The 15,936-nt window shown below is 66.9% G+C and carries 9 protein-coding genes and 1 tRNA gene; 7 read left to right on the top strand and 3 right to left on the bottom strand.

Features of this window, described 5'->3' with window-relative positions; genetic code table 11:
• Window positions 1–42 precede the first annotated feature (42 nt).
• The 5 genes from LK434_RS00255 (at window position 43) to LK434_RS00235 (ending at window position 6,182) form a co-directional block, all read left to right on the top strand.
• Window positions 43–1,128 (top strand): hypothetical protein, encoded by a 1,086-nt coding sequence (locus LK434_RS00255; RefSeq protein WP_006720878.1) that lies wholly within the window; start codon window positions 43–45, stop codon window positions 1,126–1,128.
• Entirely contained in the window at window positions 1,128–2,153 is a 1,026-nt protein-coding gene (locus tag LK434_RS00250; RefSeq protein ID WP_006720877.1) for a hypothetical protein, read from the top strand. Before LK434_RS00255 ends, LK434_RS00250 begins: the two co-directional genes overlap by 1 nt.
• A 386-nt stretch (window positions 2,154–2,539) precedes the next feature.
• Window positions 2,540–2,992, top strand: coding sequence for an FKBP-type peptidyl-prolyl cis-trans isomerase (locus LK434_RS00245; protein ID WP_040360976.1), 453 nt, complete (start codon window positions 2,540–2,542; stop codon window positions 2,990–2,992).
• A 3-nt stretch (window positions 2,993–2,995) separates the two neighbouring features.
• The gene (locus LK434_RS00240) at window positions 2,996–3,796 is read left to right on the top strand and encodes an indolepyruvate ferredoxin oxidoreductase subunit alpha (protein WP_040360974.1); all 801 of its coding nucleotides are present in this window, start codon (window positions 2,996–2,998) and stop codon (window positions 3,794–3,796) included.
• Window positions 3,797–3,893: 97 nt separating this feature from the next.
• Complete coding sequence (locus LK434_RS00235; protein WP_227917764.1) at window positions 3,894–6,182, top strand: MurT ligase domain-containing protein; 2,289 nt, start codon at window positions 3,894–3,896, stop codon at window positions 6,180–6,182.
• 74 nt (window positions 6,183–6,256) lie between these two features.
• Here the strand turns inward: LK434_RS00235 and LK434_RS00230 are convergent, their stop codons facing one another.
• The 3 genes from LK434_RS00230 to LK434_RS00220 all read right to left on the bottom strand — a co-directional run bounded on the left by LK434_RS00230 (window position 6,257) and on the right by LK434_RS00220 (window position 9,186).
• On the bottom strand, window positions 6,257–6,790 hold the full coding sequence (locus LK434_RS00230) for a biotin transporter BioY (protein WP_040360972.1): 534 nt from the start codon (window positions 6,788–6,790) through the stop codon (window positions 6,257–6,259).
• 100 nt (window positions 6,791–6,890) lie between these two features.
• Window positions 6,891–6,967, bottom strand: a tRNA-Glu gene (locus LK434_RS00225).
• A 128-nt stretch (window positions 6,968–7,095) separates the two neighbouring features.
• Window positions 7,096–9,186: a glutamine synthetase III family protein gene (locus LK434_RS00220; protein WP_040360966.1), complete on the bottom strand. Its 2,091-nt coding sequence runs from the start codon at window positions 9,184–9,186 to the stop codon at window positions 7,096–7,098.
• Between the two features lie 363 nt (window positions 9,187–9,549).
• Between LK434_RS00220 and gltB the strand changes: the two genes are divergently transcribed.
• Window positions 9,550–14,253: a glutamate synthase large subunit gene (gene gltB / locus LK434_RS00215; RefSeq protein WP_083784211.1), complete on the top strand. Its 4,704-nt coding sequence runs from the start codon at window positions 9,550–9,552 to the stop codon at window positions 14,251–14,253.
• A 2-nt stretch (window positions 14,254–14,255) separates the two neighbouring features.
• Window positions 14,256–15,764 carry a glutamate synthase subunit beta gene (locus LK434_RS00210; protein WP_006720868.1) on the top strand — a complete coding sequence of 503 codons (1,509 nt, stop codon included), beginning with the start codon at window positions 14,256–14,258 and terminating at the stop codon, window positions 15,762–15,764.
• Window positions 15,765–15,936 lie beyond the last annotated feature (172 nt).

The raw sequence follows: 15,936 nt of genomic DNA, 5'->3' as shown, positions 1-15,936 counted from the left end.
GCGATCTGCGCCCCTTGCTCATCAGCCGGGAAGGAGAGACCTGTGGCATTCGACCCCGTCCAGGAGGACTGCCTTCGCCTCATCCTCGCCAACATGGAACGCGATGGTGTCCAGCTTCTTCAGGACCCCCTCTACATCGAGCGGGCCACCGATGTGTTCCAAAAGGACCCGTCGCCGCTCATCCACACCGATCGCGAGCGCTCCTTCCACCTTGTTGCCAAGGCGACCGAGCTCATCGACTATCGTGCTCCCTTCGCCGCGACCGAGGCGGAGGCGGAGGAGCAGGCCAATGCCGCCGAGGCCTACCTGCGCGAGGCAGTCGAGCTCGACCCGCGCAACTGGGACGCCCAGCGCATGCTCGCCACGCTTCAATCGAGCTGCGACGACGAGCTCATCGCCTACCTGCTCGACCATAAGCAGGACGTCGCGTCCGATGCGGCGGGCCTGATCGAGCAGGCGTCGAACCCCTATGAGGCGGAATTCGCACGGGACCTGGGCCAGCGCCCCCACCAACGCTGGATCGCCGCCCTGGCTTCGCGCTTTCTCATAGCCGGTCAGTATCGAAAAGCCCTCTCGTACGCCGAGGAGGGGCTCGCCGTGAGTCCGACCGACCTGGCAGGCGTCCGCCACACGGGCATGCTCGCCATGGCCAAGCTCGAGGTCGCCCCCGAGGAGCTACAGCGCTATCGCACCCGCCATGCCGTCGCCTACCAAATCACCGGCCAGGGCCCTTCCCGGCGCGGGCACACCGGCGGGCACAAACCCGACGCCTGGAGCCTCATCGCGCAGATGAGCCTCGCCTACCGCGCCTTCGATTTCGCAGGCGCCACGACGGCGCTTCGCACGCTCATGCGCGTATATCCGCACGCCGAGATGCCCCTGTATTTCCAAACGGAATTCCCCGACGGCGCATTCGCGCGCGTGAACGTGCAGCCCGGAAGCGAGGACGAGCTCGTCATCGCCCTCTCCGAGGCCACGCCGCTGTTGCAGGAGGGCATGGGCACCCCCGATTCGGCCAGCTTTGCCCTTTGGATCGCCGAGCACGAGCTGGTGCAGCAGGCCCTCGGCGCGCAGGACGCGCACATGCGGCCCGAGGCGCACGGCAACGCCCACGGAGGTGAGGCCTGATGGATCCCAGCGCATACGTCCCCGCCTATCTTGAGCACCGCTATGAGCTCGCCCATCCCGAGCTCACAGACGCGGCGCGCGAGCTCGTCCGCGACCAGGTCGCGCGCGACCCCGACCGCTATGCGCCCGATGCGCAGGCACAGGCCGCCGTGGCCTACATGCGCGCGCACGACGAGCTCATGGATGGCCTCCGCCGCATGGAGGACCTCCCCGATAGCGACTTCGAGCGCGACCGTGGGGCGCTGTTCGAGCGCACGCGCTCGCAGCTCGCCGCGATCGTGCAGACCGACCCGCACGCCGTGGATGCGCGGCTCGTCTCCATCCAGCTCGCCGAAGTCCCCCTCGACGCGTGCCTGGGCGACATGCTCCAACTTGAGCGCGAGACGCGCGAACGGCTCATCGCCACGCGCCCGGGCTTCAACCCTGAGGCAGAGGGCCTGTGGGATGAGAAGGCGCGTGCGGAGGGAACGGACGTGCGGGAGCTCACGGCGTGCGACCCAGAAGTCATCGGATGGCTCCACACCGTCGAGGCGCTCTCGCAGGGCTGCATCTTCACGGCCCGCTATCGGGCGGCGGCGTCATATGCGCGCACGGTCATGCGCGCCGAGGGATACCCCACCATCGCCGTAGGCACGCTCCTGCTCGCCCTCGCCCGTTTGGAGGACGAGGAGGGCTTCTTCGCCGCGGCGCGCGAGGCGGGCGCGGCGGTGGAAGATCTGCCGTGGTTCCTGCTGGGGCGCACCATCCTCCTGTACAAACTTGGGCAGAGGCGCAGCGCCCGTCGCGCGTTACGCGACTTTGCGAACCGCTGCGAGGGCGGCGCGTTCTTTTTGATCAATCCCACCTATCACGATCCGTATCTGCCCGTGCGCCCCGCCGCGTGCGAGGCCTGGGATCTGTCCCACCAGGCGGTGTGGGAGGCCGATGGCATCATCGCCGACACCCCCGATTTCACCACCTGGGCCGAGGGCGTCGAGGGCGTGCGGGAGCAGGCCGAGGAATTCGCCGCCCGCTACGGGTTCTAAGCCCCTGCCCCGGCACGCCCTGCCGGGGCAGGGGCCTGTCGTTCGCGCCTCCTGCCCGCGCACGGGCCTGTCGTTCCTGCGCCCCGCCGACGTTCGCGTCCCCATCGTTCGCATGCCCTGCCCGCGTTCGCATCCCAATCGTACGCACGCACCTGCCGCGCTCGCCCCGGTCGCGCGCGTGCCCCAGTCGTACGCACGCACCGGCCGCGTTCGCGTCCCGGCCGTGCGCGCCCCGGTCGCCCACACGTCCCAGTCGCCCACGAGCACGTGCCGGCGCGCATCGCATGGCCATGTAACAGTTGCGTCCCCTCGCGAGCTGCGCCGGGGCGAACAGCCCATACGTGGTACGCTTGTCTGGTTTTTCATCGACTTTGAAAGGCGGGGCCGTGCCGGATTTTTCGCTCAAACACCGCGTCACCGTGCATTACACCGGATCGTTCGAAGACGGCGAGGTCTTTGACACCACCCAGGGTCGCGCACCCCTCACCTACATCGAGGGCAACCACGAGGTCGTCCCGGGCTTTGAGGTCGCCGTGCTCTCCATGGAACCCGGCGAGAAAAAGACCGTGCGCCTAGAGCCCAAGGACGCATATGGCGAGCACGACCCGCACCTGCTGTACGTCATGCCCACCATCGACATCCCCCATTATGAGGACCTCGTGCCCGGACAGCTCATCTACCTCATGAATGACGAGGGTTACCAGCAGCTCACCCGCGTCATCCGCGTTGAGGACGACGGGGAGACCCTTTTCGACTTCAACCATCCCATGGCGGGCCACACGCTCACGTTCGACCTCGAGCTCGTGAGCCGTGAGCCCTACACGGGCGAGGAGGCGTAAGGCATGGCGAGCTCCAGACCCATCGAGCGCGGCGTGGCATGCCCGGGTTGCCCCCATCGCGCGGCATATGTCATCTGCAAGGAGGCGCTCGGACGCGGACGCGGGCGTGTGATCTGCGGAGACGCCGGATGCGCAGCCGTAGGGCCCATGCACCCCGCCGCCTGTGCGTGCGTGGGCGGGCAGTCCGCGCTGCTCGACCGCTACAAGACCCCCGTCCCCCTGGGCGGCACCGCCCAGGCCCCGGCATCCGAGGCCTGCATCCACTTTATCCCCGACACCGTTTTCGCCGGTAAGGACGCTGCGTCCGAGCTGGGAGACATCAAGGCGAAAGGGCGCGTCGTGATCCTCGCCGTGCTGGCGTCCAGCCGCGCGTTCCTCACGCGCGAGGCGGTGGAGGATCTGGGCACCCGCGCGCTCGACCTCGGCTGCGACGACGCCGTGGTGGTCGATCCCCTTGACAGCCAGCACGCCATGGGCGTCCTCGGCGGCGCCCTCGCTCGCCCCGGCGCGCATGCCGTGGTCTTTGCCTCCCCGTGCGCCCAGCTCCAGCATGGCGAGTACGAGGCGGAGCCCGCCGAGATCGACGAGTACGCCTGCATGAGCTGCCATCGCTGCCAGCAAATCACCGGCTGCCCCGCCATCGCGTTCAAACCGCCCGTCTTTCGCATCGAGGCCGAGGCGTGCTCCGGCTGCGACCTGTGCGTCGAGTACTGCCGCACGCACGTCATCTACTCGCCGCGCAGCCGCATGACGCCCGAGGAGCGCAGCCGCGCGCGGTACGCGGCCGCAAGCCAGCAGCCCTAGGCCTTGCCGCCCATCGGCCAACCTTCGCTATGGGAGGCGCGAGCCGGCGGCGGGGCGGCAGACCCGCATCGAATCACCTCCACCGATTGGAGCTCTCATGAGCATCAAGTCGACCATCGCGACCGCAACGGCGGGAGCCGCCCGCTGGGGTCTGCGCTCCGTCCTGCACCGCAGCGGGGGCGCCCTGCCCGGCAAACTCGGCCTCGCCATCGATCCCGAGCTCGTCACCCATCTTGCCGGCCTGCTCGACGCGAGCGTGGTCATCACCGGCACCAACGGCAAGACCACCACGACGAACCTCATCGCCGACGCCGTGGCGGCAAGCGGCGCGAACTGCGTGTGCAACCGAGCCGGCAACAATATGGAGACGGGCATTACCGGAGCCCTGCTCGAAGCCAACTCCGAGCGCCGCCGCACCGCGGGCACGCGCCGCGTGGGCGTATTCGAGTGCGACGAGCTCTACACCGTGCGCATCCTGCCGCGCCTCAAGCCCACCTACTTCGTCTTGCTCAACCTGTTCCGCGACCAGCTCGACCGATATGGCGAGATCGACCACACGCAAGACGTCATCGCGCAGGCACTCGCCTCCTCCCCCGCCACCACGCTGATCTTCAACGCCGACGACCCGCTGTGCGCTTCGATCGCCGCGCGCGTGCCCAACCCCCAACTGCCCTTTGGCATCGATGGGGCGGTGGGCACCGAGACCTCGCACATCGCCGAATCGCGGTTTTGCGGACAGTGCAACGGCCCGCTCGAGTACGACTACATCCAGTACGGGCAGCTGGGCGCCTACCACTGCCCCTCCTGCGGCTGGGAGCGCCCTCGCCTTGCGAGTTTTGCGAGCGACGTGCGGCTCTCGCGCACCGGCTACACCTTCGACGTGAGCATGTCCCGGAAAGGGACGCACGACGTCGCACGCCTCTCCACCAAGTACAACGGCCTGTACATGGTCTACAACATCACCGCGGCATGGACCGCCGCCAGCGCCCTGGGAGTGCTGGACGACGCGCCCTCGCGTTTCCAGAACGTCCTGGACACCTATGTGCCCACCGGCGGGCGCATGACGCGCTGGCACATGGGCGGTCGCGAAGTCGCCACGGACCTGGCCAAGAATCCGGTGGGCTTTGACCGCCAGATCCAGCAGATCAAGACGGCGCAGGGACGCCTCATGGCGTTTTTCCTCAACGATGCCGAGGCGGACGGACGCGATGTGTCCTGGATCTGGGACGTCGACTTCGAGCGCCTGAGCGCCACCCCGAACATCCGGGCGTTTGTGGGCGGGACGCGTGCACATGACCTGCAGGTCCGCCTCAAGTACGCGGGCATCGACGCGCGCATCGTCGGACAGGTGGGCGAGGCGCTCGCCTCGGTTGCAGGGGAGCCCGCAACCGAGACCCTCCATGTGGTTGCGAACTACACCGCGTTTCCCCCGGTTGTGAAGGAGCTCGAGCGGATGACCGAGGACGGCTCGGCGACAAGCGGGGACACCACGGCCGTCCACGATGCCGTGACCGCCGTCGACGGCACGGCGGAGCGTGTGCCTGCGTCGATGGCAGGCGCAGCGGATGAGGCGGCGCCGTCGAGCGTGGCGGACGCGGCGGGCACGCCCGAGGCCGGCGCCTCTGCGCCCGCTGCCTTGGACCGCCCCTTGCGCATCGTGCACCTCTACCCCGATGCGCTCAACCTGTACGGCGACGGGGGCAACGCGATCGTGCTCGCACGGCGCTGCGCATGGCGCGGCATCCCCGTGCAGGTCGATGACGTGCGCATGGGAGACGAACTCGACCTCTCGACCGCCGACGTGGTCCTCATCGGCGGCGGCGCGGACCGCGACCAACTCGCCGTCGTCAACGAGCTGCGCTCGCAGCGCGACAAGCTCGCGTCCTACATCGAACAAGACGGCGTCATGCTCGCCATTTGCGGAAGCTATCAGCTGCTCGGGCGCTCCTACTACATGGGCGACACGCGCGTCGAGGGCCTGGGGGTCATCGGTGCGGAGACCGTGCGCGGCGAAGGCCGCCTCACCGGCAACGTCGCGGTCGCCAGCGACCTGCTCCCCCACAATCTCGTGGGCTTTGAGAACCATGGCGGGCGCACCAAGCTCGATGCCGACGAGACGCCCCTGGGAGCTGCCGTGGTGGCGGGCACGGGCAACAACGGCGATGACGGCTTTGAGGGCTGCGTGCACCGCAACCTGATCGGCACGTACCTGCACGGACCCGCGCTCTCCAAGAACCCCGACCTTGCGGACTGGCTGCTTGCACGCGCCCTCGAGCGGCGCGTCCACGCAGGCGATGCGAAGGCGGCGGCCCTTGTGCCACTCGCGGCACTCGACGACGCTTACGAACACGCCGCGAACGAGGCCGCCATGAAGCTCCTCGGGTAGCGCAATACAAAGCACATGGTGCCGAACGGATGCGCCGCCGAGCCCAACCAGCTCGGCGGCGCATCCGTTTAGCGCTAGGCGACCCGCGAGAGGCGCCTGCTCACCGTTATCCCCACGCGCGACCCCAGCGCTATCTTTACGGCGTCGGGGATGACGAACGGCAGCACGGCGATGGCAAGTGCGTCCAGCAGGTCAAGCGACATGAGCACCATGAGCTGCGCCGTGCCGCACGTATACGAAACGAGCAGCAGAACCGCAGCGGATACGAGGGCACGGGGGTACGCACCCGCGCGCTTGGACAGCGCACGGCCAACGCCGCACGCGAGTGCCGTGCCCAACACGAACCCCCACAAAAAGCCACCCGTGGGGCCCACAAGGGCTCCGATGCCGCCCATGAACCCGGAAAACACCGGAAGGCCCAGCGCCCCCAGCAAGATGTACGCGATAACGGCGAACATCGCTGTGCCGCGATCGAGCACCGCGACGAGCATGGCGAGGACGAACGTCTGCAGGGTGAACGGCACAGGTCCGATGGGCACCATGACCTGGGCGGAGACGGCGAGCAACGCCACCATCACCCCGGCTCGCGCCACCTGCTTCGCATCCATCGAGGACCCCGTTCTCCCGTAGGCGCGCATTCCGCGGCGCGCGCCTTGTGACAAAAAGACCCGCGCGACGCGAAGCCGTGCGGGTCCAAGCAGAGCAAAATGGTGCCCCCAACGGGATTCGAACCCGTGATATCCACCTTGAAAGGGTGGCGTCCTTGGCCGCTAGACGATGGGGACAGCGCGACTGAGTATAGCAAAGGCACGCATGCCCGCACAACCCCCACAATCGAGTGCGGGCGGATGAGTTAAAGCGCCCGCCCGCACTCGTTTCGCTCTCAATGCCCCATCGCCTTGAGGCAACGCGCTTACACGTAGAACAGCACGTCGTCGTAGGTCGGGACCGGCCAGTAATCTGCGGCCACAATCTCCTCCATGGCATCGACTGCCGCGCGCAGGTCGGCCATAGCGGGTGCAACCTCGTGCGCATAGCAATTCGCCTGCTCCTGGCCATCTGCCATGGACTCCGCCTTGACGTGCACCGCGTCGAGCGCCTTGATGGCCTCGTTGATGTCGGTGATGCCGTTGCAGAGCTTGTTGAGCGTGTTCTGCTCGCACTGCATCGCCGCCTCGGCACCGGCGGCTCGGATGGCCTCAAGACCCTTGGCGACCTTGGTGGCGTAGGCGGTGATGACCGGGCGGTACGTGCGGCGCGCCTCGCGGATCATCGTCGTGGCCTCAATGTTCATGAGCTTGTTGTACTTCTCGAGCTTGACCTCGTAACGACACACGGCCTCTGCCTCGGAAAGCACACCGAGCTCCTGGAACAGCGCAAGATTCTTCTCGGCGACAAATGCCGGCAGCGCGTCGGCGGCGGTGCGGAAGTTGCACAGGCCGCGAGACTCGGCCTCCTTCTCCCACGCCTCGGAATAACCATCACCGGAGAAGAGGATGCGGCGATGCTCACGCAGATGCTCGGCGCAGTAGGCCAGCGCGGCCTCTTGGAAGTCGGCCTCGGGCGTGCCCTCAAGGGCGTCCGCAAAGTCGCGCAGGGCCTGGGCAACGGCGCAGTCGAGCACCAGGTTCGCGTCGGAGACGTTCGCCTCGGAGCCCACGGCGCGGAACTCGAACTTGTTACCCGTAAAGGCGAAGGGGCTCGTACGGTTACGGTCGGTGTTGTCCTGCTCGAGGTTGGGCAGCAGAACCGTGCCGAAGGTGAGCGTATCGGTGGTAGCGTGGACGCTCGTCTCGCCGTCCATCAGCATCTCGACGACCTCGGTGAGCTGATCGCCCAGGAAGATGGACATGATCGCCGGCGGTGCCTCGTTGGCGCCCAGGCGATGGTCGTTACCGCAGCTCGCGACACTGGCGCGCAGGAGGTCCTGGTACTTGTCGACGGCCTCGATGACCGCGGTAAGGAACACCACGAACTGCAAGTTCTCGAGCGGGGTGTCGCCGGGGTCGAGAAGGTTCTCGTCGGCCGTGCCGAGCGACCAGTTGTTGTGCTTGCCCGAACCGTTGATTCCCTCGAACGGCTTCTCGTGCAGCAGACACACCAGATCGTGGCGACTGGCGATGAGCTTCATCTTCTCCATCATGAGGAGGTTGTTGTCAACGGCCTCATTGAGCTCGGAGTACACGGGGGCGAGCTCGTGCTGGCAGGGGGCGACCTCGTTATGTTTCGTCTTGGCCGGGATGCCCAGTGCCCAAAGTTCGTTATCGAGGTCCTTCATGTACGCGGAGACGGTCGGGCGAATGGCGCCGAAGTAATGCTCCTCGAGTTCCTGTCCCTTGCACGGAGCCGCGCCGAACAGCGTGCGGCCGCAGATGACGAGGTCGCGGCGCTTACGGTATGCGTCCTTCTTGATGAGGAAGTACTCCTGCTCGTCGCCCACGGAAGGCACGACGCGCTTGGGATGCTTGCCGAACAGGGCGAGCACGCGCTTGGCCTGCTCGTCGAGGGCGGTCATGGAGCGCAGCAGCGGGGTCTTCTTGTCCAGGGCCTCGCCCGTGTAGGAGCAAAACGCGGTGGGGATGCACAGCACGTCGTCCTTGATAAACGCCGGGCTGGTGGCGTCCCATGCGGTATATCCACGCGCCTCGAAGGTGGCACGCAGACCGCCGTTGGGGAAACTCGAGGCGTCGGGCTCACCCTTGATGAGCGCCTTGCCCGAGAACTTGGTGATGGCGGTGCCATCGTGGTTGGGCTCAAGGAAGCTGTCGTGCTTTTCGCTCGTGATGCCGGAGAGCGGCTGGAACCAGTGCGCGTAATGCGTGGCGCCGTGGGCGATCGCCCACTCCTTCATGGCATGGGCGACGGCGTTCGCCACATCCAAGTCGAGAGGCTGGCCCTCCTCGATGGTTGCGGCGAGCTTTTTGTACACGTCTTTGGGCAGCCACTTCTTCATGACGTCTTCGGAGAAGACCATCGTGCCAAAGCGGTCGGTGAGATCGGCCATCAGATGCTCCCTTCGTGGCGCGTCGCTGCGGGCGACGCTGGTGCTAGTGGACGATTGCAGCCTATACGCCATACGTTTCGATGCAATTTCCGCTGCGTTGCAGGCGTGAAACATATCGTAGCGTACCGCACTCTGCCTGCGTAAAGAATGCTGACTGTGCAGCGCGGGCAAAAAATCACGCTTGCGCGCAAAGAGCCTCGGTTTTCTCATAACCGCTGGTAAAGGGGTATGCATAAGGACCGTATTCAGATGTTCCCCTACTGGAAACCTGCAGGAAACACGTCTGCAAACCACGCGCAACCAACCGAACGTATCATTCCGCCCGAACGATTCCCCGTGCACCTCGACCCAAAGGAGACGGCAATGGGACAGTCAACCGCGTCGCCCGCCACGAGCCCTCAGGGGCGGCAGACACTCTATCGACCGGAGTTCGAACACGACGCCTGCGGCATCGGCGCGCTGGCGAGCATCAAGGGAGAGCGCAGCCATCAGATCCTCGATGACGCTCTCTCCGTCCTCGTCAACCTTGAGCACCGAGGCGGCGTTGGCCTCGAGCGCAACACCGGAGACGGCGCCGGCATCCTCTTTCAGGTTCCCCACCGATTCTTTCGCAAAGAGGCGCAACGATGCGGTCACCTTTTGCCCGATGAGGGCGATTACGGCGTGGCGATGCTCTTCCTGCCGCGAGACGAGCGCGGCGTGGCGGACGCACGGCGCATCGTCGAGGAGGGCTGCGCCGCATGCGGCATCCCGCTGCTCTTTTGGCGTTCCGTCCCCGTTGACCCGCACGACCTCGGCTCGACTGCACAGGCCTGCATGCCAACCATCATGCAGGCGTTTTTGGGCCGTCCCCAATCGATTCCGCGCGGCGACGACTTTGAGCGGGCGCTCTACGTATGCCGGCGCGAAATCGAGAAACGCGCGGACGTCGATCCCGCACTCGATGGGAAGATCTTCTACATCTGCTCCATGAGCGCACGGACCATCGTGTACAAGGGCATGCTCGTCGCAACCCAAATGCGGCGCTTCTACTCCGACCTCAACGACGCCGCCGTCAAAACCGCCGTCGCGCTCGTCCACTCCCGTTACTCGACCAACACCACGCCCAGCTGGGAACGCGCCCACCCCAATCGCTTCATCGTCCACAATGGCGAGATCAACACCTTGAAGGGCAACGTCAACTGGATTCGCGCGCGCGAACCCAACCTGTACTCCCCCGTGCTCCAACATGATCTCGACCGCGTGCTGCCCATCATCAATCGAGAGGGCTCCGACTCCGCCATCCTCGACAACGTCCTTGAATTCCTGGTCATGAACGGCCGGCCCCTCACCCGCGCGGTGTCCATGCTCATACCCGAGCCCTGGGATCACAACAAGGCGCTCTCGCCCGAGCGGCGCGCCTACGATGCATATCAGTCCATGCTCATGGAGCCCTGGGACGGCCCCGCCGCCATCGCATTCACCGACGGACGGACCCTCGGCGCCGCCCTCGACCGCAACGGCCTGCGCCCCGCACGCTACTACGTGACCCGAGACGATCGCTTCCTGCTCTCCTCGGAAGTCGGCACCATCGAAGTCGATCCGGCAAACGTGCTCACCGCGGGCCTGCTCGGTCCGGGTGAGATGATCGAAGTCGACTTTTCGAAGGCGCGCGTGGCGTACAACGACGAGCTGCGCGGAAGCATGGCGAAGCTCAAGCCGTTCCGCGACTGGATCGCCGAGGAGACGCTCACGCTCGACGACATCACGCCCGCGCACAACGAGCGGCCCGTCGACGGGCCGTGCGAAGGGGCGTGCGGGCTGATGACCGTGGACGCCGCCAAACTGGGTCACCATTGGGACGACATCGACGAGGTGGTGCGCCCCATGGCGATCACGGGCAGAGTCCCTCTCGCCTCCATGGGCATCGACGCGCCGCTCGCCTGCCTCTCCACCAAGACCCGCTCGTTCTTTGACTACTTCTACCAGCTGTTCGCCCAGGTAACGAATCCGCCCATCGATGCCCTGCGCGAGCACGTGGTGACCTCGACCGTGCTGTATCTGGGCAATCACGGCAACTTACTCGAAGACAGCCGCAACGCCTGCCAGCTCCTCCGCCTCGACTCCCCGCTGCTCACGGAGGGGCAGTACCGCGCCATCACCTCAATCGAGCACACGGGATTCCACGCGCGCGCATTCCGCGCCGTTTATCGACGCGACGCCGGTGCCGATGCGCTCGACCAGGCCCTCGCCTCCCTTTGCAGCGAGGTTGAGACGGCGGTTCGCGCGGGGGCGAACATCGTGGCGCTCTCCGACCGCGCCGGGACGGGAGAGGTCCCCATCCCCTCCCTGCTCGCCGTGGGAGCGGTCCACAATCATCTGATGCGGGCGGGGCTTCGCACGTTCGCGGACCTGATCGTTGAAACCGGCGACGCGCTTTCGGCCCATGATTTCGCGGCGCTGGTGAGCTACTCGGCAAGTGGCATCTGGCCTTATGGCGCCCATGCCCACATTGCCGCCCTTGCCGCCCAGCACGACCTCGCAACGGCGGACGGGGTCGAGTTGAGCGCCTCCGAGGGCATCGGGCGGTTCAACCGCGCCGCCACCGCGGGCATCGTGTCCATCATGTCCAAGATGGGCATCTCCACCATGCAGAGCTACCATTCCGCCCAGATATTCGAGGCGGTCGGTCTGGCACCCGAGCTCATCGACCGGTGCTTCGCCGGCACCGTGAGCCGCGTGGGCGGCATGGGGATCGGCGACGTCCAGCGTGAGCTCGACGAACGCTACGACGCGGCACTCGCGCTGAACGGGTCGCCCGCCCCCTCCCAGCTCCCCACGCTCGGCCTCACCAAGTGGCGCCCGCTGGGCGGCGAGGACCACCTCATCGACCCCCAGACCATCTTTTTGCTGCAGAGCGCGGTGCGTCTCGACGATGCCTCGGCGTTCGAGGCGTACAGCGCGCGCCTGCACAAACCGGGACGCGTCGTGCGCCTGCGCGACCTGCTCGACTTCGATGCGGCAGGGCGCGCACCGCTGCCGCTCGATGCCGTCGAGAGCGCTCGCTCCATCGTGACGCGTTTCAACACGGGCGCCATGAGCTACGGCTCCATCAGCCGCGAGGCCCACGAATGCCTCGCCATCGCGATGAACCGCCTGCACGGGCGGTCGAATTCGGGCGAGGGCGGAGAGGACCCGCGGCGCGAGACGCCGCTCGCCAACGGTGATTCAGCCAACTCTGCCATCAAGCAGGTGGCCTCGGGCCGCTTTGGCGTAACGAGCCGGTACCTCGCCTCCGCAACGGAGATCCAGATCAAGATGGCCCAGGGAGCGAAGCCCGGCGAGGGCGGGCACCTGCCCGGTAGGAAGGTATATCCCTGGATCGCCGAGGTGCGCCAATCCACGCCCGGCATCGGCCTCATCTCGCCTCCCCCGCATCACGACATCTACTCCATCGAGGACCTGGCCGAGCTCATCTTCGATCTCAAATGCGCAAACCCCCAGGCGCGCGTGAGCGTCAAGCTCGTGAGCGAGGCCGGGGTGGGAACCATCGCCACCGGCGTTGCCAAGGGAGCCGCCAACAAGATCTTGATCTCGGGCCACAACGGCGGGTCGGGCGCGGCCCCGCGCGACTCGATCTGGCACGCCGGCCTGCCCCTCGAGCTCGGCCTCGCCGAGACGCAGCAGACGCTCATGCAAAACGGCCTGCGCTCCCGCGTTGTGCTCGAGGCCGACGGCAAGCTCATGGACGGCACCGACGTGGCGGTGGCATGCCTGCTCGGCGCGGAGGAGTTCGGGTTCGCCACCATGCCGCTCATCGCCATGGGCTGCCTGATGCAGCGCGATTGCCAGCAAGACACCTGCCCGGCGGGCATCGCGACGCAAAACTGCCGGTTGCGCCACGGTTTTGCCGGCAGGCCCGAACACGTCGAGCGGTTCATGCTGTTCGTCGCCGAACAGCTCCGTCAGGTCATGGCGCGCCTGGGCTTCGCCACCGTTGACGATATGGTCGGGCACGTCGAGTGCCTGCGACAGATCCCGGGCACCGGCAATTGGAAGTCGGACCTTCTGGACCTCGCGCCCGTCTTGGCGCCCGCCCAATGCGAGTTCGGGGCGCACATCCCCGGCGCCGACTGCGGCCATCACCTTCCGCAGATGGCGGCCGCATCGCATCTTGACGAGACCCTCGACGCGACGCTCCTCATCCCCTTTACCGCCGATGCGCGAGCCCACATGCTTCCCGTGGAGCTGAACGTCGACATCGCCAACATCAACCGCTGCACGGGCACCATGCTCGGCCATACGGTCACCAGCGCGCATCCAAACGGCCTTCCGGAAGGCTCCATCACCGTCAACTGCACAGGGTCTGCCGGCCAGAGCTTTGGCGCCTTCATCCCCGCCGGCGTGACGCTCGCCGTCCGCGGCGATGCGAATGACTATTTTGGCAAGGGACTCTCCGGCGGCATCCTCTCCGTTGCCCCGCCGGAGGGCGCGACCTTCAAGTTCGACGAGAACGTCATCGTGGGCAACGTCGCCTTTATGGGGGCGACGAGCGGGCGCGGGTTTGTCAACGGATTGGCGGGTCAGCGCTTCGCAGTCAGGAATTCCGGCGCCACCGTGGTCGTCGAGGGCGTGGGGGCGCACGGCTGCGAGTACATGACGGGAGGCGTGGCGCTCATCCTCGGCGAGGTGGGCCATAACTTTGGAGCCGGCATGACAGGAGGCGTCGCCTACGTCTACGACGAGTACGGCACGCTCGCCGAGCGCGTCAACACCGAGACGGTTGAGCTCGATCGCCCCGACGCCGAGGAGATCGCCCTCATCCGCGCGTTGATCGAGGAGCATGTCCGCCGCACGGCAAGCCCCCGTGGCATACGCCTGCTGTATCGCTTCCCCGACATCGAGCGCGCCTTTGTCAAGGTGATCCCCGTGGAGTACCGACGCGTGCTCCGCATCGTCGCCCAAGAAGAGCGCTCGGGACTCGCCCACGAGGCCGCCCTCGAGCGCGCGTTCGAGGTCATCACCGCGCCCGCGGCACCGGGCGCTCACGCCCCCATTTGCAAGCACAACGCCACCAAGGAGGCTTAGCCATGGGTAAACCGGGAGCTTTTCTCACCACGGACAGGGTGGCGCACGAGCTGCGCCCCGTCGACCAGCGCGTACAGGATTTCGACCCGCTCTATATCGAGCCGGATACGGCGACCAGACGTGCCCAGGCGAGCCGCTGCATGATGTGCGGCGTGGCGTTTTGCCAATCGGGCACCTCGTTTGGGCGCGCCCGCACGAGCGGCTGCCCGCTCCACAACCTCATTCCCGAGTGGAACGAACTCATCCACCGCGGGCGCATGGAGGCGGCAGCCGCGCGCCTCTCGATCACGTCCCCCTTGCCCGAGTTCACGAGCCGCGTGTGCCCGGCGCTCTGCGAGGCGGCGTGCAACCTCGGAACCGTCGACGGGCAGCCCGTGACGATTCACGATAACGAGCGCGCGCTCTCCGATTGGGAATGGGAGCACGGGGGACCCGCCCGGTTCCCGCAGCCCGGCCGGAACGCTCCGCGCGTGGCGGTGATCGGGTCGGGGCCCGCCGGCCTTGCGAGCGCATGGGACCTTGCGAGGCGCGGGGCGCGCGTCACGGTCGTCGAGCGCGATGACCGCGCGGGAGGGCTGCTCATGTACGGCATCCCCAACATGAAACTCGACAAGTCGATCGTCAGCCGCCGCGTCGAGTTCATGGAATCGCTGGGCATCGAATTTCGCCTGGGCGTCGACGCCGCGCAACAAGACGTCGCCCTCGACCTGCTTGAGACCTTCGACGCCGTGGTGATCGCCACCGGTGCGAGGGCGCCCCGCGCGCTTGCGGCACGAAACGCCGATGCCAAGGGCGTCGTCTACGCGGTGGATTACCTGAGCGCCGCCACGCGCGCGGTACTCGAGGGCGATTCGGGCGCAAGCGCCATCTCGGCGCGCGGGCTCGACGTCGTCGTCATCGGCGGCGGAGACACCGGCAACGACTGCGTGGGCACGGCCGTGCGCCAGGGCGCGCGCTCGGTGCGGCAGCTCGAGTTCCTGCCCGAACCACCCGAGCAGCCGCTGCCGCAGAACGGCTGGCCGCAATGGCCCCATGTCAAAAAGACCGACTACGGCCAGCAAGAAGCCATCGCGCTCTCGGGCGGCGAGATGCGCTCTTGGGCCGTGGATACCCTCGAGGTCCTGAGGGACGAGCAGGGAGCCGCGCGCGGGCTGCTCGTTGCCGACCTCGACTGGAGCGATGGGTCGCCACGCAGGATCGAGGGGTCCGAACATGAGATCCCGGCGCAGCTCGTGCTCATTGCCTGCGGTTTTACCGGACCCGAACCCGAGGTCTTCAGCTCCTTTGGCGCGCGCCTGTCCCAAACCGCGGGCAGCCGACCCCTTCCGATCATGCGCGAGCCGCAAAGCCATCGCTGCGTGCTCGGCGACAACGCGGAAACGGGGGGCGATGCGCCCTCTTGCGCGGTCTTTGCCTGCGGGGATGCCCGCAATGGCTCGTCCCTTGTAGTGAACGCCATCGCCGACGCCCTCGCCAGCGCCCAGGAGGTCGCCCGCGCTTTGGAGTTGTAGCTCCACGAAACGACCCGCCGGGCGCGCTCGCTGGAAACGATGCCCGAAGTGGAGGCCCCGCCGCACGGCGGTGACTCCACCCCCCGTGCGCCCAACCGAGAAAAACGCCGGTCCGCACGGCCGTGACAGATCGCGGCCACGCGGCCCGGCGCTCGACCTCAACCCATATAAC

This window comes from Collinsella stercoris DSM 13279 (assembly GCF_020735465.1).
Lineage (GTDB): Bacteria > Actinomycetota > Coriobacteriia > Coriobacteriales > Coriobacteriaceae > Collinsella > Collinsella stercoris.
This window is presented reverse-complemented; position numbering and strand designations above follow the sequence as displayed.

Bases quoted from the DNA above. Each gene is read 5' to 3' on its own strand.
- LK434_RS00230 (WP_040360972.1), bottom strand. From the start codon at position 6,790: ATGGATGCGAAGCAGGTGGCGCGAGCCGGGGTGATGGTGGCGTTGCTC.
- LK434_RS00250 (WP_006720877.1), top strand. From the start codon at position 1,128: ATGGATCCCAGCGCATACGTCCCCGCCTATCTTGAGCACCGCTATGAG.
- LK434_RS00235 (WP_227917764.1), top strand. From the start codon at position 3,894: ATGAGCATCAAGTCGACCATCGCGACCGCAACGGCGGGAGCCGCCCGC.
- LK434_RS00220 (WP_040360966.1), bottom strand. From the start codon at position 9,186: ATGGCCGATCTCACCGACCGCTTTGGCACGATGGTCTTCTCCGAAGAC.
- LK434_RS00210 (WP_006720868.1), top strand. From the start codon at position 14,256: ATGGGTAAACCGGGAGCTTTTCTCACCACGGACAGGGTGGCGCACGAG.
- gltB (WP_083784211.1), top strand. From the start codon at position 9,550: ATGGGACAGTCAACCGCGTCGCCCGCCACGAGCCCTCAGGGGCGGCAG.
- LK434_RS00240 (WP_040360974.1), top strand. From the start codon at position 2,996: ATGGCGAGCTCCAGACCCATCGAGCGCGGCGTGGCATGCCCGGGTTGC.